The following is a 23,022-nucleotide window of genomic DNA, read 5'->3' as shown; positions in this document are numbered from 1 at the left end:
TTGAGCCGGCGCCGTTGGCTTTCCGGCGTAGAAGAAGTTTGGCTGGCCCGGGGCGGTGCGCGAGGCGGTTTCTTTCGATGCAGGTTTCGATGCGAAAGAGGCTGCGCGGGCATCGAGCGCCAGCAAGCAGCACCGTGAAGAAGCATGCAAGGGGGCGAGTTGCGTCGACCGACACCGCGCGCCAACGCGGGCACCGCATGGACGCCAAGAACGATGCGGGCCGCCATCGCCGCGAATCGCGTTCCAGAGCCTGCTGCATTCACAGCCCGGCTTTACCGCCAAAACACCGCGCGCCGCATGACGACTCATGACGCACGCGCGGCATAAGTGATAAATCCGCGGACCATCCGCACCATTCGAACACCAGGAGTTTTGCACATGCAAACCACCGACACCGCCACGACTTCCTTCGAAGGCGCCTCCACCCAGCCGATGGGCGGCGCGCAGCCCGTGAGCGCCCAGGCGCTCGCGCCGAACACGACGTTCGCCGACTACAAGGTCATTCGTCGCAACGGAAGCGTGGTGTCGTTCGAGCCGTCGAAGATCGCGATCGCGGTGACCAAGGCGTTCATCGCCGTGAACGGCGGCCAGGGCGCCGCCTCCGCGCGCGTGCGCGAGCTCGTCGAGCAACTGACCCAGGCGGTCGTGCGCGCGCTCGTGCGCAGCCGTCCGCACGGCGGCACGTTCCATATCGAAGACATCCAGGATCAGGTCGAACTCGCGCTGATGCGCGGCGGCGAGCACAACGTCGCGCGTGCCTACGTGCTGTATCGCGAGAAGCGCACGCAACAGCGGTCGCAGGAACGTTCGGCGAACCCCAACGCGCAGTCGCATGAAGGCGGCGTCATCAACGTGACCGACAACGGCGTCACGCGCCCGCTGGACCTCGACGCACTGAAGGCGCTGATCGCCTCCGCCTGCGCGAACCTGGGCGACGCCGTGTCGGCCGACCCGATCCTCGCGGAAACGGTGAAGAACCTGTACGACGGCGTGCCGATGTCGCAGGTCTACGACTCCGCGATCCTCGCCGCGCGCACGATGATCGAGAAGGACCCGGCCTACAGCCAGGTCACCGCCCGCATCCTGCTGCACACGATCCGCCGCGAAATTCTTCAAGAGGAAGTGACGCAGGCCGACATGGGCGAGCGTTACGCCGAATACTTCCCGCAGTTCATCAAGCGCGGCATCGAAGCCGGGCTGCTGGACGACAAGCTGCAACAGTTCGACCTGAAGCGCCTCGGCGCCGCGCTCGACCAGAACCGCGACCTGCAGTTCGGCTACCTCGGCCTGCAGACGCTGTACGACCGCTACTTCCTGCACGTCGAAGGCACGCGCATCGAACTGCCGCAGGCATTCTTCATGCGCGTCGCGATGGGCCTGTCGCTCAACGAGATTGACCGCGAAGCGCGCGCCATCGAGTTCTACAACGTGCTGTCGTCGTTCGACTTCATGTCGTCCACGCCCACGCTGTTCAACTCGGGCACGCACCGCTCGCAGCTGTCGTCGTGCTACCTGACGACGGTCGCCGACGACCTCGACGGCATCTACGAGGCGCTCAAGGAAAACGCGCTGCTCTCGAAGTTCGCGGGCGGCCTGGGCAACGACTGGACGCGCGTGCGCGCGCTCGGTTCGCACATCAAGGGCACGAACGGCAAGTCGCAGGGCGTCGTGCCGTTCCTCAAGGTGGTGAACGACACGGCCGTGGCCGTGAACCAGGGCGGCAAGCGTAAGGGCGCGGTGTGCGCGTACCTGGAGACGTGGCACCTGGACATCGAGGAATTCCTCGAGCTGCGCAAGAACACCGGCGACGACCGCCGCCGCACGCACGACATGAACACGGCGAACTGGATTCCCGACCTGTTCATGAAGCGGGTCATGGAAGGCGGCGACTGGACGCTGTTCTCGCCGTCCACCTGCCCGGACCTGCATGACCTGTTCGGCGCGGACTTCGAGAAGGCGTACACGGCTTACGAAGAGAAAGCCGCGCGCGGCGAACTCAAGCTGTTCAAGAAGATTCCGGCGGCGCAACTGTGGCGCAAGATGCTGGGCATGCTGTTCGAGACCGGCCATCCGTGGATCACGTTCAAGGATCCGTGCAATGTGCGCTCGCCGCAACAGCACGTCGGCGTCGTGCATTCGTCGAACCTGTGCACGGAAATCACGCTGAACACCAGCGACACGGAAATCGCCGTCTGCAACCTGGGCTCGGTGAACCTCGTCGCGCACATGGTCAAGCAGGCCGACGGCAGCTACGCGCTCGATCAGGCGAAACTCAAGCGCACCATCAGCGTCGCGATGCGCATGCTCGACAACGTGATCGACATCAACTACTACGCGGTGCCGAAGGCGCGTAACTCGAACCTGAAGCATCGTCCGGTCGGCATGGGCATCATGGGCTTCCAGGACTGCCTGCACCTGCTGCGCACGCCGTACGCGTCGGACGAAGCCGTGGAGTTCGCCGATCGCTCGATGGAAGCCGTCTGCTACTACGCCTACTACGCGTCGACAGAGCTGGCGGAAGAGCGCGGCCGTTACGCGACGTATCGCGGCTCGCTGTGGGATCGCGGCATCCTCCCGCAGGATTCGCTGAAGCTGCTGGCCGAAGCGCGTGGCGGCTACGTGGAAGTGGATGCGTCGGAATCGATGGACTGGCCGGAACTGCGCTCGCGCATTTCCACCCACGGCATGCGCAACTCCAACTGCGTGGCGATTGCGCCGACGGCGACGATCTCGAACATCATCGGCGTGTCGGCGTGCATCGAGCCGACCTTCCAGAACCTGTACGTGAAGTCGAACCTGTCGGGCGAATTCACGGTGGTGAACGACTACCTCGTCCGCGACCTGAAGACGCGCGGCCTGTGGGACGAAGTGATGGTGTCGGATCTGAAGTACTTCGACGGCACGCTGTCGCGCATCGACCGCGTTCCGGCTGACCTGCGCGCCATCTACGCAACGGCCTTCGAAGTCGATCCGAAATGGCTGGTCGAGGCGGCGTCGCGTCGTCAGAAGTGGATCGACCAGGCGCAGTCGCTCAACATCTACATGGCAGGCGCGTCAGGCAAGAAGCTCGACGAGGTCTACAAGCTCGCGTGGCTTCGCGGCCTCAAGACCACGTACTACCTCCGCACGATGGCCGCGACGCACGTCGAGAAGTCGACGGTCGCGCACGGCGCGCTGAACGCGGTGCCGTCGGGCAACGGCGGCAACGGCGGCCATGGTGCCTCGGGTGCGAACGGCGGCTTCGGCGGCGGCGTGAATGGCGGTGCGAATGGTGCATCGGCGGCGGGCAACGGCGGCTTCAACGCGGCGGCAGCGAGCGCGCAGGCGGTCGAGACGGCCCCGGAAGCGGATGGTCCCGTGTGCATGATGCGTCCGGGCGATCCGGGCTTCGACGAGTGCGAAGCCTGCCAGTAAGCGCAGGTTGAGCCGGTCGGGCGGGCCGGCATCGGAGCAGCGTTTCGCTCCGGTGCCGGCCCGTTTGTTTTGCGGTGCGGGCTGGATTGTCGCGGGCGCGGTGGGACGGTTGCGAAGGGTGTGACGGCGAAGGGCGTGAGGGCGAAAGCGAAGCAGGCCAGGCAGGCGAACCGCAACGGCTCAAGGCACGCAGCCGAAGGAGCCAGACGACGCAAAGCTCAACGCCACGCCGACGAGCACCATGCAGGCAAACGCCGCCCGGTCGAACTCCCGAACGCTCAGCCGCGCGTACCCCGCGAGATCTCGGTACCCGCATCGTGCGCGAGGCGCGCGGTGATCGGCATCGAGAAGAACGAGAACAGGCCGACGACGAGGAACGCCGGCCAGAAATCGGACCACTGCACGGTGGCATGGCCGTTCAGATACTGCGACAACTCCAGCGTGATGCCCGCGACCGTCACGCCGAGGCCCAGCGACACCTGCTGCACGAAGCTCGCGAGGCTGGTCGCACGGCCGACGTCGCGCGTCTCGATCTCCGCGTAGGCGAGCGAGTTGAGGCTCGTGAACTGCAACGCGGGGAAGAAGCCGCCGAGCAGCACGACTGCCCAGATCAACCACGCGGGCGTGCCGGGGAAGAACGCACCGCATGCTGCAATCGCGATGCCCGACAGCGCCGCGTTATAGAACAGCGTCTGCCGGAAGCCGAAGCGATGCAGCACGCGCGAGGCGAGCGAGCGCATGAACATGCCGCCGAACGCCGACGCACAGGTGATCGCGCCGGACTTGAACGCGGTCATGCCGAGGCCTTCCTGCAACGCGAGCGGCAGCAGGAACGGCACGGCGCCGAGACCGATGCGGAACATCGAGCCGCCTAGCACGCTGGCCTGGAAGGTCGGCACGCGGAAGAAGCGCAGGTCGAGCAGCGGTTTGTCGGCGCGGCGCGCGTGGATGCAGTACAGCACGACCAGCAGCGCGCCGGCGGCGCACATCGCCCAGGCGGTGCCTTGCGGAATCAGTTCGCCGCCGACGAGCGAGAGCCCGAGCAGCAGCAGCACGCCGGCGCTTCCCGAGAGGAAGAAGCCGAACCAGTCGAGCCGTCCCGGATGCTCCTCGCGCGAGTTGGCGATATGACGATTCGTGAGCCAGATGCCGAGGATGCCGATCGGGATGTTGATGAAGAAGATCAGGCGCCAGTGCAGGTAGGTCGTGATGAAGCCGCCGAGCAGCGGTCCGATGGCGGGCCCGAGCATGGCGGGCAGCGAGAGGTAGTTCATCGCGCGGATGAACTCGGAACGGCGCACCGAACGGAAGATGATGATGCGGCCGACCGGAACCATCATCGCGCCGCCTACGCCCTGGATGAACCGCGCCACCGTGAACGGTCCGAGCGAGGTGGACGCCGCGCACAGCAGCGAGCCCACGACGAAGATGCCGATGGCGGTGCGGAACACGACTCGCGCGCCGAAGCGGTCGGCGACCCAGCCGCAGATCGGGATGAAGACGCCGAGGCCGAGCACGTAGCTCGTGACGGCAACCTTGAGCGTGACGGGATCGCGGCCGAAGGCGCGAGCCATCTCGGGGATCGCGGTGACGATGACGTTGGCGTCGACGCTTTCCATGAACATCGCACACGCGACGATGAGAGGGGCAACGAAAGCTTTGACGGCAAGCGGCATGGCGAATCGCGATCAACTCTTGGCAGCGAGAGCGGCGATTATGGCACCGATATGGAGCAGTCGCTGAAGGATTGCTGTGCGCAACGTGGCGCGAAGAACATTGCTCAATGCGTGAGGACAAGATGGAACCGGAAGACCTGCAACGACTCATCACGATGAAGATGCCGTATGGCAAGTACAAGGATCGCGTCATCGCCGATCTGCCCGCGCACTATCTCGCATGGTTCGCGCGTGAGGGTTTTCCAGAGGGCAAGCTCGGCAGGCTGCTCGCGTTGATGCATGAGATCGACCACAACAACCTGCGCTCGCTGCTCGATCCCTTGCGTGGCGGGAAGGCCTGACAGCGCGGTTTCGCGGGGTTTCGGGTCGTGGTGTTAACGCGCTATAGGTTGTGTTGAAGGATTTTGCAAGCACAAGATATTGTGGAAAAGCGAGGCATCGAATGCTAAACTTCGGCAACGAATCCGAAGCGCGCGAGCGGTCTTCAAGCGGTCTTGCAGGGCATATGAGCAGGCTGCCGCGAGCGTGTTGCGAGCGAAGCGAAGGTGTGGAGCGAAGGGTGTGCGATGACGCGCAACGGAGGTCATCGAAGCGCGCGAGTGAGTGGCAAGAACACGTGATGCGAGTCATCGTTCGGGCACCTCGCAAGCAGTCGCTCTTCACGCATCTTTCGTTTCGCATCGAGTGTCGTCGAGCGACATCGTCGATGCATGAAGCGAGCGACGCTTCGCTGCATCGATCATCGGGCGCGCTGCATGACGCGATGCTCGCGGCACAACGGTCCGCATGACACTGCCGTGTTGAGTACCCAAGCCGCAAAGCCTTGTACGGCGAGGCTCTCAAGGCAGCGAGACAAGCTGCATGAAGCACGCTGCACTGACCTCGCGAGGTCGTCGAAGTCACTCGATCAGGATCGCTTCACACACGTTTGAACGGATATCGCATCAGGCTTCAAACACATCACGCTCTGTCGAGTGTTGTTTGCAAGTAGCAACGTGGAATCCAAATCGCAAGAAAACGAGATTTTTCATGAGCAAACTCTTTTAACGCTCAGAAAAAGATGGTACAAACCGATCTAAATTGATGGTGAGAATTTATGCTCAACTGGGATGACGAGACCACTGCCGTAGCTCCCTCGAGCGCTCCGCAACCGAACGCGTTGCGTAACGCTCAAGGCACGACTTTCGGTACGCAAGCTGCAACGCAAGTTGCGCATGCTCATCAAGCCACTCATCAAGCTGCGCAAGCGAACACGACCAACATCTTCTCCGATGGCTTCGTTCCGCCCGCAGCCGCCACGCCTTCCGCCGGCGCCATCGCCGCGCAGAGCGAGGCCCGCGTCAATGTCGCCGACAAGCGCATCATCAACGGCCAGACCGACGTCAACCAACTCGTGCCGTTCAAGTACAAGTGGGCGTGGGAAAAGTATCTCGCCGGCTGCGCGAACCACTGGATGCCGCAGGAAGTGAACATGTCGCGCGACATCGCCCTGTGGAAAGACCCGAACGGTCTGTCGGACGACGAGCGCCGCATCGTCAAGCGCAATCTCGGATTCTTCGTAACCGCGGATTCGCTTGCAGCGAACAACATCGTGCTGGGCACGTACCGTCACATCACCGCTCCGGAGTGCCGCCAGTTCCTGCTGCGCCAGGCATTCGAAGAGGCGATCCACACGCACGCGTACCAGTACATCGTCGAATCGCTGGGCCTCGACGAAAGCGAGATCTTCAACGCGTATCACGAAGTGAAGTCGATCCGAGACAAGGACGAGTTCCTCATTCCGTTCATCCAGACGCTGACCGATCCGGCCTTCACGACCGGCACGCTGGAAGCGGACCAGAAATTGCTGAAGTCGTTGATCGTGTTCGCCTGCATCATGGAAGGACTGTTCTTCTATGTGGGCTTCACGCAGATTCTGGCGCTGGGTCGCCAGAACAAGATGACGGGCGCGGCGGAGCAGTATCAGTACATCCTTCGCGACGAGTCGATGCACTGCAACTTCGGCATCGACCTCATCAACCAGATCAAGCTGGAAGAGCCGCAACTGTGGACCGCCGAATTCAAGGCCGAGATCCGCGAACTCTTCAAGCAGGCGGTGGAACTTGAATATCGCTACGCGGAAGACACCATGCCGCGCGGGGTGCTCGGCCTGAATGCGTCGATGTTCAAAAGCTACCTGCGGTTCATCTGCAACCGGCGTTGCCAGCAGATCGGACTGGACCCGCTCTTCCCGAACGAGGAAAACCCGTTCCCGTGGATGAGCGAGATGATCGACTTGAAGAAGGAACGCAACTTCTTCGAGACACGCGTGATTGAGTATCAAACCGGCGGCGCGCTGACCTGGGAATAATAAAAATCCAGGACGTGTTGCAGACGAAATCGATGGGATGGCCGGGCAGCAGCGTGTCGCTCACGCGCGCCCGGACCAACAAGGTTTAGGAGAACGGTCGCCTGATGCAATGTGCGCCTAGCAATTCAACGCGCCGATTATCGGCTCGAACAGAAGACAGGCGTTGTGCATTCCCTGCAAAGGGATGGGCAAACTTCCCCCCGGAATATGCCAGCGGCAGGCCCGCTGGCTCGATCAAGCGATGGCCGGCGCCACGAAGACGTGGTGCTGACTCAATTTGGCGCGCGGTGCCTCGGGGCACGGCGCGCCTTGCCGTATTCATTAGCGTAAGCAGGTGGGATCAGCGTACGCCGATGAATAATCCGCTTCGTAGCGTGCGCTGTCGAGAAAGGCGACACGTGGGAAGCGGGTTTTGACGAAGGGTGTTGTTTGAACTGACTCTCATCTGAAAACCTGAAGGAGTAAACCATGGCACTTGCCAAGAAAAAAACCGCCGTTAAAAAGGCTGCAGCAAAGAAAGTCACCGCCAAGAAGGCCGCTCCGGCGAAGAAGGTCGCAGCCAAGAAGGTCGCTGTGAAGAAGGTCGCGGCAAAGAAAGTCGCAGCCAAGAAAGTCGCAACCAAGAAAGTAGCGGCGAAGAAGGTTGCAACGAAGAAGGTCGCGGCGAAGAAGGTTGCAGCGAAGAAGGTCGCAGTCAAGAAGGCGCCGGCGAAGAAGGCCGCGGCGAAGAAGGTTGCAGCGAAGAAGGTCGCAGCCAAGAAGGCGCCCGCGAAAAAGGCCGCAGCGAAGAAGGTCGCAGCCAAGAAAGTAGCCGCCAAGAAGGCGCCTGCGAAGAAGGCTGCCGCGAAGAAGGCGCCGGCGAAGAAGGCCGCAGCGAAGAAGGCCGCTGCGAAAAAGGCTCCCGCGAAAAAGGCTGCTGCGAAGACCGCAGCCCCTGCGCCTGCTGCTGCACCCGCTGCGAAAAAGGCCCCTGCGAAAAAAGCTCCGGCCAAGAAAGCCGCTGCTGCGAAGAAGACCACGGCTGCCGCTCCTGCCACGACGGCAACGACCGTTTCGGCGCCTGCTCCGGCTCCGGCCGCAGCGGTCAAGACGGCGTTGAACCCGGCAGCAGCATGGCCGTTCCCGACGGGCAGCCGTCCGTAAGTTCGCGTAGCAGGCAGCAAACCGGCACATTGCGATGTGCCTTGAGTCCGGGTAATGCTACCCGGACTGAACCCGCCGTCCGGGGCAACCCGGCGGCGGGTTTTTCATTCGTATGGCGGGAACGCGCAGGCGTGATTGCGCCAAGCCAGTCGCATCGGCAAGCTCGCTGTGCGCGGGCAAAGAAAAAGCGCATGCATCGTTCGATGCATGCGCCCGGTCAGTCCTGTTGAAGTGTTTTGGACGTTCAGTGCGTCACGCGCGTCACGCCACCGCTCGACAGCAGGCGCACCCGCTCGCCTGCCTGGAAGACTTCGCCGTTGGCGGTCTGCGTGATGGCGCGGAGGTCGCCGTTGTCGAGGCGCACGGTGATCTCGAGGCCGTTCTTCGTGGCCACGTTGTTCTCCACCGCGTTGCCCGCGACTGCGCCCGCCAGGCCGCCGATGATGCCCGCGATGATCGAACCGTTGCCGCCGCCGATCGCGCTCGCCGCCGCGACGCCGCCCAGCGCGCCGCCACCGATGGCGCCCAGGCCGCTCGGCTGGCCGTTGTTCGAGCTGATCTTCACGCCCCGCACGCTTTCGACGGTGGCCATGCGGACCGTCTCCTCGCGCTGCGCCTGCGAGGACGTGTAGACGTCCGGCGAACTGCTGTTATAGGCACAGCCGGTCATCGCTACTGAGCCGATGAGCGCCGCCGCCAGCACGACACGACTTACCGTTTTCATACCCTTGCTCCAAATCAGTTACGACAGGCTGCTTCCAAAAGCCTGCTGATAGCGTTCTTCAATCTCGGCGCGCGTGGGCGCGTAAGTCTGCGGCCCCTGATGCTCGATCTTCAGCGCGCCCATCAGGCTTGCCAGGCGCCCGGTCTTTTCCCAGCCAAGCGCATTCTCGATGCCGTAGAGCAAGCCGCCGCGGAACGCGTCGCCGCAACCGGTGGGATCCACCACTTGCCGCGCCTGCACCGCCGGCACCTCGAGCACGCCGTCCGCGTGATGGATCTGCGCGCCGTGTTCGCCGCGCGTAATCACGAGCGCCTTGACGCGGCTCATGATGTCTTCAATTGACCATCCCGTCTTGTTGCTCAACAGCTTGGCTTCGTAATCGTTGACCGCCACGTAGGTGGCAAGTTCAATCATGCGACAAAGCTCTACACCTTCAAGGATAGGCAATCCCTGACCCGGATCGAAGACGAACGGCACGCCCGCTTTGGCAAACCCTTCGGCATGCTCCCGCATACCTTGTGCCCCGTCCGGGGCGACGATGCCGAGCGAGACGCCGCGTGCTTCCTCGGTGCGGTTGAGGTGCGATTCCATCATCGCGCCCGGATGGAACGCGGTGATCTGGTTGTTCGCGAGGTCGGTGGTGATGAAGCATTGCGCCGAATGCTGGTCGGGCAGCACGCGCACGTATTCCTTCGACAAACCGAGCGCGTCGAGCCGGTCGATATACAGCTGCGCATCCGCTTCGCCGAGCGTGGCCATGATCTTCGCGTCGCCGCCCAGCAGCTTCAGCGCGTACGCGATATTGCCCGCGCAGCCGCCGAAGTTGCGGCGCATCGTCGGCACCAGGAAGCTGATGTTCAGCATGTGCACCTGGTCCGGCAGGATATGGTCGCCGAAGCGGCCCTGGAAGGTCATGATGTTGTCGTAGGCGAGCGAGCCGCAGATGAGCGTAGCCAAGGCGAACGTCCTTATTGTTGGAAGCCGGAAGAGGGAAAGCGCATGCGCATGCGGGGCGCGACGGCGCCTGGCATCGCGCCCCGCATGCGCGCGGGCCGCTCAGTGCGGCCCGCGTTTCAGCGTTACTTCAGTGCGGCGAGTGCGGCGTCGTAGTTCGGCTCGTCCTTGATCTCAGGGACGAGTTGCGAATGCAGCACCGTGTTGTTTTCGTCGAGCACGACGACCGCGCGCGCCGTCAGGCCGCGCAGCGGGCCGCTCGTGATGTCGACGCCGTAGGACTGCGCGAACTCGTGGCCGCGGAACGTCGATGCCGACACGACGTTCTCGAGCCCTTCGGTCGTGCAGAAGCGCTTCATCGCGAAGGGCAGGTCGCCCGACACCACCACGACCACCGTGTTGTCCAGCTTGCTGGCGGCTTCGTTGAACTTGCGCGTGGAGGTGGCGCAGGTCGGCGTGTCGAGGCTCGGCACGATGTTCAGCACTTTGCGCTTGCCGGCGAAGCTGGCGAGCTTGACGTCGCCGAGATCCGTGCCGACGAGCGTGAACTCGCTGGCCGGCTGGCCCTTGCCCGGGAACGTGCCGCCTACGTCGATGGGATTGCCGCCGAGGGTAACTTGACTCATGTTGCGCTCCAGAGAATTGTCAGATGCTGACGGGAAAACCGCGCGTGCACGAACCGCGAAGGCCGTGACGCGCGTCATGTGGAACAGGGAGGCCTGACGCTCGCGCGCCGGCCCGCCATTACGGATAAAAGACCTGAACCCGGTAGTTCGCGGCGACGGCGTCGCCGGTATCGAGCCGGACGACGACCGGCTGCGCGCTCTGCGGCGGAAGGCCGATGGCGAATATCGTACCCGGTCGCGCGTAATCCTGCGGCCAGAGCACGCGGCGGATGGCGACATTGTTCTTGTCGTCGAGCAGCGTGAGTTCGAGCGCGGGATAGGCGAGCGCGACATCCATCCGGTTGCGCAGCGAGAGTTTCAGTTCGAGCTTGTGCGGGCCGTCCACCTGGCGCAGTCCCGAACTTTCGATCTGGAGTCCGTCGATGTCGCGCGGCGGCGAAACCTTGCAGCCGAGCTGATCGCAGACATCGGCGTAAATGGCATGCGCGCCGGGCACGTTCACCATGACGGTCTCGCGCTCCCACCAGGCAAGCTGCGCGACGAGCAGCAGCACCAGCAGCACCGCCAGCACGATCCCGGCGATACGGCCGCCTTTGCCCTTGCGCGCGTTGCCTTCCGCAGCGGCCGGCGGGCGGGGCGCGTCGCGCATCGGGTCATGCATCGTTTCGCGCATCGCGGGAAAGGCTTCGTTGGCGCTGGCCGCGCGCGCATTGCCGGCGCGTCTATCGCCGAAACCCGGTTCGGGATCGTCGGCCCAGGCGGGCGCGGCCGGGGTTGAGGCGGGTTCCGGCGCGGGACGCTGAGGCGGCGTCTCCGGCGCCTTGTCCACCGGACCGATGAACGGCTCGGCGCGATCGTCGACCGGATCGAACGACGAAGAGGCCGGCCTGAACGGCGGCGGAGGCGGTTCGACCGGCGAAGCAAACGGCGCATCGGGCCGCGTCTGCGGCGCGCCCGCGCGAACGAACTGCTTCACGCGCGGCGGCGCTTGCGGTTCGGCGGACGGTTCGTTGGCGGCGTCGCTCGATGCGGTCTGCGTGGCGTCGTCTTGCGGCGCCGGTGACGGCGTCTGTGGCGACGCCGGAGCGTGTGCGTAGGCCGTGCGGTCTTCGTCTTCCTCCGGCGCTGAAACGGGTGCAGCAGGTGCAGCAGGTGCGGCAGGCGGCGGCGTGAACGGCCGCGGCCTCGGCGGCGCGTCCGCTACGGGCGGCGGGTCGGCGGGAGCCGTGTGCGTGGACGGGCCGATCGCGGCGTCGTCGTCGATGATCGCGGCGTGCTGCGGGATGGCGGACGCGGCGGTTTCGTCGGGCAGTTCGAAGCGATGATGCGCGGCGTCGAAGACTTCCTGGCAGTGGCCGCAGCGCACGCGGCCGTCATGCGGCGCGAGCAGGTGAGGGTCGAGCTTGAAGACGGTTTCGCAGTGGGGGCAGCGGGTTGCCAGCGCCATATAAGAAGTGCCGTTGGCCTTGCGGCCGGTTCGTGGACGATGGCGCTATTTTAATGACTTTCGCGCCGCGTTCCGGCCAGACATACCCACCCTTCGTGCTCACGCCAGACGCCGATGTCGATCCACTTCGCATAGGCCGCCGCAACCTCGTCGGCCTGGCGCGCGAGCACGCCCGACAACGCGATCCGGCCGCCCGGCTTGACCTTCGACGAGAGCATCGACGCCATCAGCTTGAGCGGGTTCGAAAGAATGTTCGCGACGACGATATCGAATTCGCCGGACGGACATTCATCGGGCAGGCCGTAGGCCACGGCCGCGTGGTTGCGCTCGCTGTTGTGGCGGGCGGACTCGACAGCCTGCGGATCGATATCGATGCCGGTGACCGGATCCGCGCCGCATTTCTTCGCAAGAATGGCGAGGATGCCGGAGCCGCAGCCGTAGTCGAGCAATGACTGTCCGGGCTTGACCGATTGCTCGAGCCATTCCATGCACAGGCGCGTGGTCGGATGGCTGCCGGTGCCGAACGCGAGACCCGGATCGAGTTCGAGCACGAGCGCGTCCGGGTCCGGTGCGTCGTGCCACGACGGCACGACCCAGATGCGCTCGCCGATGGAGATCGGATCGAACTGCGCCTGCGTCAATCGCACCCAGTCCTGCTCGGCGACATCGCGCACGCTGAACGACGGCGTCGCGTCCAGCCCGATTTCATTCGCGGCCGCCGCCAGCAACACGGCGGGTTCGGCGTCCTCGGCGAGCAGCGCCACCACGCGCGAACGCTTCCACGCACTCTTTTCCGGCACGAGACCGGGCTCGCCGAAGAGCGGCTGTTCGTCGGGCGTGTCGGCGTCGGCGTCCTCGACGGAAACCGACAGCGCGCCCACGTCGAGCAGCGCATCCGACAGCGCTTCCGCGTGCTCGCGGTCCAGTTCGGCGATCAGTTCCCGATAACTCATGCTGACTCTCTTGCGGGTTTTCTTGCTGCGGGCTTCAGGATTCTTCGGCCACGGCCGCCTGACGCGCGGCGAGCTTGTTCTCGAGGTAATGGATGCTCGTGCCGCCCTCGACGAACTTCGCGTCGATCATCATCTCGCGATGCAGCGGGATGTTGGTCTGGATGCCTTCCACGACCATCTCCGACAGCGCGATGCGCATGCGGTTGATGGCTTGCTCGCGGGTCGCGCCGTAGGCGATGAGCTTGCCGATCATCGAATCGTAGTTCGGCGGCACGAAGTAGTTCGCGTAGGCGTGCGAGTCGACGCGGATGCCGGGGCCGCCCGCCGTATGCCACGACGTGATGCGTCCTGGCGACGGCGTGAACTTGAAGGGATCTTCCGCGTTGATCCGGCATTCGATCGCATGACCGCGGAACTGGATGTCCTTCTGGCGGATCGTGAGCTTTTCGCCCGCGGCGATGCGGATCTGCTCCTGCACGATGTCGACGCCCGTGATGAGCTCCGTCACCGGATGCTCGACCTGCACGCGCGTGTTCATCTCGATGAAGTAGAACTCGTTGTTCTCGTAAAGGAACTCGAAGGTACCCGCGCCGAGATAGCCCATCTTCTTGCAGGCGTCGGCGCAGCGGTCGCCGATGCGTTCGATCAGACGCCGCGCGATGCCCGGCGCCGGCGCTTCCTCGATTACCTTCTGGTGACGGCGCTGCATCGAGCAGTCGCGCTCGCCCAGCCAGATGGCGTTGCGGAACGAATCCGACAGCACCTGGATCTCGATGTGCCGCGGGTTCTCGAGGAATTTCTCCATGTAGACCTGCGGATTACCGAAGGCCCGGCCGGCTTCCTCGCGCGTCATGTTGACGGCGTTGACCAGCGCCGCTTCGGTATGCACCACGCGCATGCCGCGTCCGCCGCCGCCGCCGGCCGCCTTGATGATCACCGGATAGCCGATGACGCGGGCAATCTTCACGATTTCGCGCGGATCGTCCGGCAATGCGCCTTCCGAACCCGGCACGCACGGCACGCCGGTCTTGATCATGGTCTGCTTCGCCGTGACCTTGTCGCCCATCATGCGGATCGTTTCCGGGCGCGGGCCAATGAAGGTGAAGCCCGACTGCTCGACGCGCTCGGCAAAATCCGCGTTCTCCGACAGGAAGCCGTAGCCGGGGTGGATCGCTTCGGCGTCGGTGACTTCCGCCGCGCTGATGAGCGCAGGCATGTTCAGGTAGGAGAGATTCGACGGCGCCGGTCCGATGCACACGGCTTCGTCGGCGAGCTTGACGTACTTGGCTTCCTTGTCGGCTTCGGAATAGACGACAACGGTTTTGACGCCCAGCTCGCGGCACGCGCGCTGGATGCGAAGCGCGATTTCGCCGCGGTTCGCAATAAGAATTTTTTCAAACATGGTGGGTCGGCTCATCAATGGGCACGCGCGAGCGGCCCTCGGGGATCCAATCGGCGGCGCGCGCGGCTCGGGCGAACGAGGTCTGCGAACGGGTTCGCAAGCGGGTTCGCGAGCGAGTCTGCGCGCTGGACGCAATGCCGGACAGCAATGGCGACGGCATGGGCAAAGTGCGCGCGTTCAGGCTGCGTTCGACGAAGAAGCGGCGCATCCGGCGCGGCGGCGCGTCAGTCGCCGATGACGAAGAGCGGCTGGCCGTATTCCACCGCCTGGCCGTTCTCGACGAGGATTTCCTTCACGACGCCGGCCTTGTCGGACTCGATCTCGTTCAGGAGCTTCATGGCTTCGATGATGCACAGCGTCTGGCCTTCCTTCACCGTATCGCCGACCTGCACGAACGGGTCTGCGCCCGGCGAGGGTGCGCGGTAGAACGAACCGACCATCGGCGAGGTCACGACGTGGCCCTGCACGGCTGCGGCCGGTGCGCCGGCGGCAACCGGGGCGCCGGCTTCGCTGACCGCACCCATGTGCTGGCCCGACTGCATCGGCGCTTGCGGCGCGTACTGTTGCGGCGCCTGCATGTACACGGGCGCGGCATTCTTGACGATGCGAACCTTGCCTTCGCCTTCCGTCACTTCCAGCTCCGAGATGCCGGATTCCGAGACGAGGTCGATCAGCGTTTTGAGTTTACGAAGGTCCATCGAAAAATCCCCTTTCAATACTTGGAGACCGGGCTGCCCGGTGCTTGACTTGATTTGTGGGTGCTCTGACTGCTTCAGCCGCGAGCCGGTGCAACAGCGGCGTCGCTGTTCCGGCGCGCCTGCCCGAAGGGAACGTGCATGATGGCTCTGACGTCGAGGTAAGCGCGCGGCACCGGCAGAGTCGTCATGGTCGCTTCGGGTTGTGCGGAATTGGGCGCACTTTAGCGCCGTTTAGAGAATTTTGTCTAGTTTTACCGTTTGGGCCAACTCTCCGGCGCGGGACAAATTACCGCGTGCGCCAACGGTTCATCTCGAATTTGGCTCAAGATCGCCGTAATGTACCCTAACTCGCGGCTTACTTAATGCAACCCGCGCGCAGCATAGAGTCAAATTTTACAGGCTGTCGAGAGTGCGTTTAAGTTCAGCGCTGTCCACTTCGCCTAATTTTGTTGAACGAACGGTGCCTTTTGCATCGATCACGACGGTAAAAGGCAGAGCGCCGGCACTGTTGCCGAAGCTGCGCGCCAGATCAGCGCCGCCAAAACCGGTGACATAGACCGGATAGGCCACCGGAACTTTCTTGAGGAAGTCGTTGACGTTCTTTTCGCTGTCGACGCCCAGGCCGATGAAGGTGATGCCCTTCTTCTCGTACTCGCGCTGAAGCGCGGACAGTTCCGGCATTTCCTTGACGCACGGCCCGCACCACGAGGCCCAGAAGTTGACGACCACCGGCTTGCCCTTGAATGCCGACAAGGGTTGCGACGTGCCCGCCGCGCCCGGCGGCGCCGTCTTCCAGAGTTGTTCGACGGGGCTGCCGGCGCTCGCGCTGCTGTTGGCAGGTGTCGCGGCCTCGCTGTCATTGCCGTGGAAAACGTGACTCGCGTACAAGCCGCCGGCCGTTGCGGCGACCGCGACGACGAGGGCCGCGAGAATGCGTGTGGTGTTCATGAGCGTCCGGAAAAGTGTCAGCCGCCGATTTCGAGCGGCGGCGCATCGGGAGAATCGAGCAGCGAGCGGACCGTGGCGGCATTGGCGCGCGCGAGCCGCCCGCGGCCGTCCGCGCGCACGGCGCCGCGCAGGTCGTCCGGATCATACAGCGCGATGTGCACGCCGACCGGTTCCTCGCCCGGCGTGCGCTGCAGGAAGCTGAGCGTCTCGACGTAGCCGCGCCCGGCAAAATGCCGCGTCTCCGAAACGTCGTATTGCACGTTGTTGTTCAGCAGGTAGATGGCGACTTCCTTCGGGTTGTCGCAGAAGCATTGCAGATGGACATCCGAATGTTCGCCTGCCGTGCCGTTCAGCACCGCGCCGGTCAGATAGGGATCGAAGGGCTTGAGCCGCTCCATCCAGTCGAGCGCGGTTTCACGCATGCGGCGGAGCACCGCCGGCTGACTGTCGCTCTGGAAAATCGCCTGGTACTCGCGGATTTCCTCTTCGATCTGGTCGTTATCAGGCAGGAATTCGCCGCCGATCTTCGTCTCGCCGACCACCTGCTTCGCGGCCTTGCGCTTGGCGGTGGCGTAGTCGAGACCGTCTTCGGCGATCATTCTCGCGGCGGCGATCGCGATTTCCTCGCGCACGCGCTGCGGATCGAAATGTGATTTGCGAACCATGCCGAAATGATACTAGATAACAGCAGGCAGCCATTTTGGCCGGCTGCGAACACCACCGCCGCGGACGCCGGGCGGCGGAGTTCGCTCGGTTACAATAGCCTCTCTCCGGCGCGCTCCCGCAAGGGCCTCGAACCAGGCGCCATTCCCTGTTTTCCGCACTGAATCGCCCGCGCGGCGCGACACGCTTTATGCATATCCACATCCTCGGCATCTGCGGCACCTTCATGGGCGGACTCGCCGTCCTGGCGCGCGAAGCGGGCCACAAGGTCACTGGCTGCGACGCGGGCGTCTATCCGCCGATGAGCACGCAGCTCGAAGCGCAGGGCATCGAGTTGATCGAGGGATATGGGGTCGAGCAGCTGGCGCTGGAGCCGGACTTGTTCGTGATCGGCAACGTGGTGACGCGCGGCAATCCGCTGATGGAGGCCATCCTCGATCGCGGACTGCCGTACACGTCCGGCCCGCAATGGCTCGGCGAGCATGTGCTGAACGGCAAGTGGGTACTGGCGGTGGCCGGCACGCACGGCAAGACCACCACGAGCTCGATGCTCGCCTGGCTGCTGGAAGACGCGGGCATGAACCCGGGCTTCCTGATCGGCGGCGTGCCGCTCAATTTCGGCATTTCGGCGCGGTTGACCGATGCGAGCTTCTTCGTCATCGAAGCGGACGAATACGACACGGCGTTCTTCGACAAGCGCTCGAAGTTCGTCCACTACCGTCCGCGTACCGCCGTGCTCAACAATCTCGAGTTCGATCACGCCGACATCTTCCCGGATCTCGCCGCCATCGAAACGCAATTCCATCATCTCGTGCGGACCGTGCCCGGGATTGGGCGCATCGTGACGAACGGGCGCGAAGCGGCGCTCGAACGCGTGTTGACGCGCGGCTGCTGGTCGGGCGTGGAGCGCTTCGGCGTGCAAGGCGGCTGGGAGGCGTTGCCCGCTGAAGACGGCGTGGCCGTCGACGAGCAGTTCGCCGTGTATTGGGAAGGCGAGCGTCAGGGCGTGGTCAACTGGCAGGTGCAGGGCGAGCACAACCGCATGAATGCGCTCGCGGCTATCGCGGCGGCGCGCTCGGTGGGCGTGCCGGCGGCGCAGTCCGTGAAGTCGCTCGGCAGCTTCCGCAACGTCAAGCGGCGCATGGAAGTGAAGGGCAGCGTCGACGGCGTCACCGTGTACGACGACTTCGCGCATCATCCCACCGCCATCGACACGACCGTCGCCGGACTGCGCACGCGCATCGGCGAGTCGCGCATCTTGGCCGTGCTCGAACCGCGTTCCAACACGATGAAGCTCGGCACGATGAAGGCGCAGCTTCCCGCCAGCCTTGCCGGTGCAGACCTGGTATTCGGCTACGGCGCACGCGAAGGCCGCGACAAGCTTGGCTGGGATCTGGCCGACGCGCTCGCGCCGCTCGGCGACAAGGCGCGGGCGTTCAACGAAATCGAACCGTTGGTGAAGGCGGTCGCGGCCGCCGCGCGTCCCGGTGACCACGTGCTCGTCATGAGCAACGGCGGCTTCGGCGGCGTCCATCAGAAATTGCTCGACGCGCTTTCGGCGCGCGGCGCCGGAGGACGGGCGTGATTCTCTACCTGCACGGCTTTCGCTCGTCTCCCCAGTCCTTCAAGGCGCGCGTCATGCATGCGCGCCTCGCGGAACTCGGGCGGCTCGGCGAATGGCGGTGCCCGACGCTGCCGGTCTCACCGTCCGATGCCGTCGAACTGGCGGAGTCGCTCGTGGCGGACGAAGCGGCTCGTGACGTGACGGTGGTCGGCAGTTCGCTCGGCGGCTACTACGCTACGTATCTCGCGGAGAAACATGGCTGGCGCGCCGTGCTGCTGAATCCGGCCGTCGTGCCGCAGCGCGACCTGAGCCATTTCCTCGGCGAACAGCCGCTGTGGCACGGTGGCGGCAGCATCACCGTGCTGCCGCGTCATCTCGACGAACTGCGCGCGCTCGCGGTCGACCGGATCACGCGGCCCGAACGCTATTTCCTGATCGCGGCGACGGGCGACGAAGTGCTCGATTACCGTACGATGCTCGACCACTATCCCGGCGTGCGCACCACGCTGATTCAGGGCGGCGATCATGCGATCAGCGACTTTCCGGCGCATCTCGCCGACGTGCTCGCGTTCTGCGATCAGGCGCCGCCGCCGCTGGTCACGCCCGCCGCGGCGTGAATCCGGGCGGTCGAACCCATTCAACCACCGGCGCGCGGGCAAAACCTAATCGGTCTGCGTTCCGGTCCACTGTCTGACGAGAGTATTGAGTGAACGTTTTCTTCGAGGAATCGGGTAGTTTCAAGGCCGGATCGGTGCTGTCCAAGCAGGGCGACGCGTTCCAGGTCGAGTTGCCGGGCGGACGCCGCGCCAAGGTGCGGGCGAAGGACGTGCTGATCGAATTCGACAAGCCCGCCGCCGGCGACCTGATGCAGGAGGCCGACGCGATCGCGCAGGAGATCGATCTCGATTTCCTGTGGGAATGCGCGCCCGACGAGGAATTTCCGTTCGCCACGCTCGGCGCGGATTATTTCGGCGACAAGTTCGGTCCCGCCGAACGCGCCGCGCTCGTGCTGCGGATGCACGGCTCGCCGGTCTACTTCCGGCGCAAGGGGCGCGGCCAGTATCAGCGCGCGCCGCAGGAGCAGTTGCAGATGGCGCTCGCCTCGCTCGAGCGCAAGCGGCAGCAGGCGCTCGTGCAGCAGGGCTGGGAAGAGGAACTCAAGGCCGGCAAACTGCCCGACGCGCTGAAGGGCAAGGCCATCGGGCTCCTGACGAAGCCGGACAAGAATTCCAGCGAGTACAAGGCGCTCGAGGCGGCCGCCGCCGCGCGCGGCATTTCGCAGGCGCGGCTGATGCTCGAATGCGGCGGCATCGCGTCGCCGCGCGCGCTGCACGAGGCGCGTTTCCTGTCGGAGCACTTCCCGCATGGCATCGGCTTTCCGGCGGTGCAGCCGGCGCCGCTGCCCGAGGATCTGCCGGAAGCGAACGTCCAGGCGTTCTCCATCGACGACGTCACCACGACTGAAATCGACGATGCCTTCTCCGTTGAACATCTCGCCGATGGTCGCGTGCGCGTGGGCATCCACATCGCGGCGCCGGCGCTCGGCATCACGCGCGACGACGCCATCGACGCGATCGCGCGCGGGCGCCTGTCCACCGTCTACATGCCGGGCGACAAGATCACGATGCTGCCGGACAACGTCGTCGAGGTCTTCACGCTCGGCGAGGGCGGGCTGCGTCCGGCGCTGTCGCTGTACATCATCGTGAATCGCGAGACGCAGGAGATCGTCGCCACCGAGACGCGCGCCGAGCGCGTGTTCGTGAAGAGCAACCTGCGCCACAACCATCTCGATGAGCACGTCACCGAGGAAAGTCTCGCCGCCGGTACGGGCGAGTATCCGCACAAGGACGATATCGCGGTGCTGTGGCCGCTCGCGCAGGCGCTGTTCGAGAAGCGCCAGGAAGCGCGCGCCGGCTATGGCCTGCGTCGTGAAGTGCAGCGCAACAACGACTTCAACTTTTATGTCGACGGCGAGCACATCACGATCACGCCGCGCCGCCGGGGTTCGCCGCTCGACCTGATCGTCGCGGAACTGGCGATTCTCGCGAATTCGTCGTGGGGCGCGTTTCTCAACGACCACGGCGTGCCGGGCATCTACCGTTCGCAGCGCGGCTTCGGCGGTCCCGGTCCGAAGCGCACGCGCATGCAGACGACGCCCGCGCCGCACGAAGGGCTGGGCGTCGCGCAATATGCATGGAGCACGTCGCCGCTGCGCCGCTATGTCGACCTCGTCAATCAATGGCAGCTGCTCGCCTGCGTGCAGCACGGCGTGATGGCCAAGCTGGCCGCGCCGTTCAAGCCGAAGGACGCGGATCTGTTCGCTGTCGTGCAGGGTTTCGACGACACCTACAGCGCCTACGCGGATCATCAGCGCCGCATGGAGTATTTCTGGTGCCTGCGCTGGCTCAGGCAGGAGAATAAAAAGCAGGTGCCGGCGTCGGTGATCAAGGACGATCTCGTGCGTCTCGAAGAAATTCCGCTGATGCTGCACGTGCCGGGCCTCGGCGTGCATGCGCGCGGCACGCGCGTGATGCTGGAAGTCGTCTCGACCGATGAGCTGACGGTCGAGGCGTCGTGCCGCCTGCTGCACGTGATCGATGCGCCGTCCGTCAGCGCACCGGCCGAGGAAGACGAGGCCGAAGAGGAGATCATCGAAGCCGACGATCTCTCGGCGCAAAGCGAGGCGGAGGCGTCGGCGGAGGCGTCGACGGAACCGCCGGTTGCCCCTGACGATGCGCCGCAACCCTCGGAGCCGAGCGGATCATGAAAGATCGTTACGCGGTGATCGGCAATCCGGTCGAGCACAGCAAGTCGCCGTGGATCCATGCACGCTTCGCCGCGCAGACGGGCGAGCCGGTCGAATACGGCCGCATGCTCGGGCCGCTCGGCGGCTTCGAACCTGAAGTGCGGCGCTTCATCGCGTCGGGCGGGCGTGGCCTGAACGTCACGGTGCCGTTCAAGCTCGAAGCGCACGCGCTGGCCGATTCGCTGTCGCCGCGCGCCGCCGCGGCGGGCGCGGTGAACACGCTGGCGTTCGGGCCCGATGGCGTGCGCGGCGACAACACTGACGGCGTCGGGCTCGTGCGCGACATCGAAGTGAATCTCGGCGTGAGCCTGAAGGGCGCGCGCATCCTGCTGCTCGGCGCGGGCGGCGCGGCGCGCGGCGTCGTGCTGCCGATCTTCGAACGCGCGCCGGCTGTGCTCACCATCGTCAATCGCACGGCGTCGAAGGCGCATCAGCTCGTCGACCAGTTCGCGCAGAATGCGGCCGATTGCGGCGTGCGCTTCTCGGGCGGCGGCGCGGCGAGTGTCGAGGGCGGCGCCTATGACGTGATCGTCAACGCGACGGCCGGCAGTCTCGATGCCGCGCTGCCCGAGTGCGACGACAGCGCCTTCGGCACGGCCACGCTGGCCTACGACATGATGTACGGCGCGCAGCCCACCGTCTTCATGCAGCACGCGTCGCAGCTCGGCGCGCGCGCGGCGGACGGGCTCGGCATGCTGGTCGAGCAGGCCGCCGAATCGTTCTTCGTCTGGCGGGGCGTGCGTCCCGACGGCGGCGCGGTGCTGCGCGAGCTGCGCCAGTCGCTGGCCGCGAAAGCCTGATGACCACCGCGCCGGTCGGCGGCCGTACGCCATCGGGCAGCACCCGGAGCCGCCGCGAGGTGCGGCTCGGGCCGGCGCGCTGGATTGTCTACGGCGTCTCGGTGCTGGGTATCGCATTCTTCGCCACGCAAGTCTGGTTCTTCGCGCAGGTTGGCATCTGGACGGTGGTGAATCCCGGACCGACAGCCTTCATGCGCAGCGACGCATGGACGCTCGCCAAAACGCATCCGGGCGTGACGCTGCAGCGCACCTGGGTTCCCTACGACCAGATTTCGCGCAATCTGAAGCGCGCGATCATCGCGTCCGAGGACGCCAACTTCGTCAACAACAACGGCTACGAAACCGACGCCATCCTGCAGGCGTGGGAGAAGAACAAGACGCGCGGCAAGATCGTCGCGGGCGGTTCGACCATCTCGCAGCAGCTGGCCCGCAACCTGTTGTTGTCGCGTGAGAAGAGTTATGTGCGCAAGGCGCAGGAGCTGGTCATCACCTGGATGCTCGAATTCTGGATGGACAAGGAACGCATCTTCGAGATCTATCTGAATTCGGTCGAGTGGGGCAACGGCGTGTACGGCGCGGAAGCGGCGGCCCAGCACTATTACAAGATCTCGGCGGCGAAGCTCACCGCCTGGCAGAGCGCCCGGCTTGCCGTCATGCTGCCGCGCCCGAAGTATTTCGACGACCATCGCAACGCGCCGTATCTGTCCCAGCGAGCAGGCGTGATCGCACGCCGGATGGGCGCCGCAGAACTGCCGCAATGAGTTTTAGCTGAAGCTCGATAAACATGATAAAGCCCTGATTCATCAGGGCTTTTTTGTTTCTGGAAAGCGGCCCGTCACACACTCGACTCCCAT

Annotated in this window: 19 protein-coding genes and 1 pseudogene; 10 read left to right on the top strand and 10 right to left on the bottom strand. The window is 64.7% G+C overall.

The features are described 5' to 3' along the window. Nucleotides 1-378: 378 nt before the first annotated feature. The gene (locus tag QCE62_RS13005) at nucleotides 379-3,414 is read left to right on the top strand and encodes a ribonucleoside-diphosphate reductase subunit alpha (protein ID WP_309918522.1); all 3,036 of its coding nucleotides are present in this window, start codon (nucleotides 379-381) and stop codon (nucleotides 3,412-3,414) included. Between the two features lie 278 nt (nucleotides 3,415-3,692). Here QCE62_RS13005 and QCE62_RS13000 read toward each other — a convergent pair whose 3' ends face one another. Continuing rightward, on the bottom strand, nucleotides 3,693-5,090 hold the full coding sequence (locus QCE62_RS13000; RefSeq protein WP_309918519.1) for an MFS transporter: 1,398 nt from the start codon (nucleotides 5,088-5,090) through the stop codon (nucleotides 3,693-3,695). A 122-nt stretch (nucleotides 5,091-5,212) separates the two neighbouring features. Between QCE62_RS13000 and QCE62_RS12995 the strand changes: the two genes are divergently transcribed. The 4 genes and pseudogenes from QCE62_RS12995 (at nucleotide 5,213) to QCE62_RS12980 (ending at nucleotide 8,583) form a co-directional block, all read left to right on the top strand. Further along, the gene (locus QCE62_RS12995) at nucleotides 5,213-5,431 is read left to right on the top strand and encodes a DUF3820 family protein (RefSeq protein WP_309811677.1); all 219 of its coding nucleotides are present in this window, start codon (nucleotides 5,213-5,215) and stop codon (nucleotides 5,429-5,431) included. A gap of 755 nt (nucleotides 5,432-6,186) precedes the next feature. After that, a complete protein-coding gene (locus tag QCE62_RS12990; RefSeq protein WP_309809883.1) occupies nucleotides 6,187-7,440 on the top strand; it encodes a ribonucleotide-diphosphate reductase subunit beta in 1,254 nt (417 codons plus the stop codon). A gap of 104 nt (nucleotides 7,441-7,544) precedes the next feature. Next, nucleotides 7,545-7,878, top strand: a pseudogene (locus QCE62_RS12985) (hypothetical protein). Between the two features lie 30 nt (nucleotides 7,879-7,908). Further along, nucleotides 7,909-8,583 carry a histone H1-like DNA-binding protein gene (locus tag QCE62_RS12980; RefSeq protein ID WP_309918516.1) on the top strand — a complete coding sequence of 225 codons (675 nt, stop codon included), beginning with the start codon at nucleotides 7,909-7,911 and terminating at the stop codon, nucleotides 8,581-8,583. A gap of 244 nt (nucleotides 8,584-8,827) precedes the next feature. Here QCE62_RS12980 and QCE62_RS12975 read toward each other — a convergent pair whose 3' ends face one another. The 9 genes from QCE62_RS12975 to QCE62_RS12935 form a co-directional block, all read right to left on the bottom strand. Further along, on the bottom strand, nucleotides 8,828-9,307 hold the full coding sequence (locus QCE62_RS12975; protein WP_309809876.1) for a hypothetical protein: 480 nt from the start codon (nucleotides 9,305-9,307) through the stop codon (nucleotides 8,828-8,830). 18 nt (nucleotides 9,308-9,325) lie between these two features. After that, entirely contained in the window at nucleotides 9,326-10,264 is a 939-nt protein-coding gene (locus QCE62_RS12970; protein WP_309918514.1) for a carbohydrate kinase family protein, read from the bottom strand. A 122-nt stretch (nucleotides 10,265-10,386) separates the two neighbouring features. Then, nucleotides 10,387-10,887 carry a thiol peroxidase gene (gene tpx / locus QCE62_RS12965; protein WP_309809870.1) on the bottom strand — a complete coding sequence of 167 codons (501 nt, stop codon included), beginning with the start codon at nucleotides 10,885-10,887 and terminating at the stop codon, nucleotides 10,387-10,389. 118 nt (nucleotides 10,888-11,005) lie between these two features. Next, complete coding sequence (locus tag QCE62_RS12960) at nucleotides 11,006-12,334, bottom strand: DUF3426 domain-containing protein (RefSeq protein WP_309918512.1); 1,329 nt, start codon at nucleotides 12,332-12,334, stop codon at nucleotides 11,006-11,008. A gap of 50 nt (nucleotides 12,335-12,384) precedes the next feature. After that, nucleotides 12,385-13,287, bottom strand: coding sequence for a 50S ribosomal protein L11 methyltransferase (gene prmA / locus QCE62_RS12955; RefSeq protein ID WP_309918509.1), 903 nt, complete (start codon nucleotides 13,285-13,287; stop codon nucleotides 12,385-12,387). A 34-nt stretch (nucleotides 13,288-13,321) separates the two neighbouring features. Next, on the bottom strand, nucleotides 13,322-14,689 hold the full coding sequence (gene accC / locus QCE62_RS12950; RefSeq protein ID WP_309918506.1) for an acetyl-CoA carboxylase biotin carboxylase subunit: 1,368 nt from the start codon (nucleotides 14,687-14,689) through the stop codon (nucleotides 13,322-13,324). A 224-nt stretch (nucleotides 14,690-14,913) separates the two neighbouring features. Next, nucleotides 14,914-15,387: an acetyl-CoA carboxylase biotin carboxyl carrier protein gene (gene accB / locus QCE62_RS12945; protein ID WP_309918504.1), complete on the bottom strand. Its 474-nt coding sequence runs from the start codon at nucleotides 15,385-15,387 to the stop codon at nucleotides 14,914-14,916. 393 nt (nucleotides 15,388-15,780) lie between these two features. After that, a complete protein-coding gene (locus QCE62_RS12940) occupies nucleotides 15,781-16,335 on the bottom strand; it encodes a TlpA disulfide reductase family protein (RefSeq protein ID WP_309918502.1) in 555 nt (184 codons plus the stop codon). 17 nt (nucleotides 16,336-16,352) lie between these two features. Continuing rightward, nucleotides 16,353-17,000 carry a UDP-N-acetylmuramate--alanine ligase gene (locus tag QCE62_RS12935; protein WP_309918501.1) on the bottom strand — a complete coding sequence of 216 codons (648 nt, stop codon included), beginning with the start codon at nucleotides 16,998-17,000 and terminating at the stop codon, nucleotides 16,353-16,355. Nucleotides 17,001-17,188: 188 nt separating this feature from the next. Here QCE62_RS12935 and mpl point away from each other — a divergent pair, with 188 nt between their 5' ends. From mpl to mtgA, 5 genes are all read left to right on the top strand, one after another. Next, the gene (gene mpl, locus QCE62_RS12930; RefSeq protein ID WP_309918498.1) at nucleotides 17,189-18,583 is read left to right on the top strand and encodes a UDP-N-acetylmuramate:L-alanyl-gamma-D-glutamyl-meso-diaminopimelate ligase; all 1,395 of its coding nucleotides are present in this window, start codon (nucleotides 17,189-17,191) and stop codon (nucleotides 18,581-18,583) included. Further along, a complete protein-coding gene (locus QCE62_RS12925; RefSeq protein ID WP_309918496.1) occupies nucleotides 18,580-19,179 on the top strand; it encodes a YqiA/YcfP family alpha/beta fold hydrolase in 600 nt (199 codons plus the stop codon). Before mpl ends, QCE62_RS12925 begins: the two co-directional genes overlap by 4 nt. Nucleotides 19,180-19,268: 89 nt before the next feature. After that, nucleotides 19,269-21,329: an RNB domain-containing ribonuclease gene (locus QCE62_RS12920; protein ID WP_309918493.1), complete on the top strand. Its 2,061-nt coding sequence runs from the start codon at nucleotides 19,269-19,271 to the stop codon at nucleotides 21,327-21,329. Beyond that, nucleotides 21,326-22,168, top strand: a complete 843-nt coding sequence (gene aroE, locus QCE62_RS12915) for a shikimate dehydrogenase (RefSeq protein WP_309918490.1) — start codon at nucleotides 21,326-21,328, stop codon at nucleotides 22,166-22,168. Before QCE62_RS12920 ends, aroE begins: the two co-directional genes overlap by 4 nt. Next, entirely contained in the window at nucleotides 22,168-22,929 is a 762-nt protein-coding gene (mtgA, locus tag QCE62_RS12910) for a monofunctional biosynthetic peptidoglycan transglycosylase (protein ID WP_309918487.1), read from the top strand. The genes aroE and mtgA overlap by 1 nt, the downstream gene beginning before the upstream one ends. Nucleotides 22,930-23,022: the final 93 nt, after the last annotated feature.

It is taken from the genome of Caballeronia sp. LZ033, assembly GCF_031451265.1.
Taxonomy (GTDB): Bacteria; Pseudomonadota; Gammaproteobacteria; order Burkholderiales; family Burkholderiaceae; genus Caballeronia.
The sequence above is the reverse complement of the archived record's forward strand: the minus strand, read 5'-3'. Positions and strand labels throughout refer to the sequence as shown.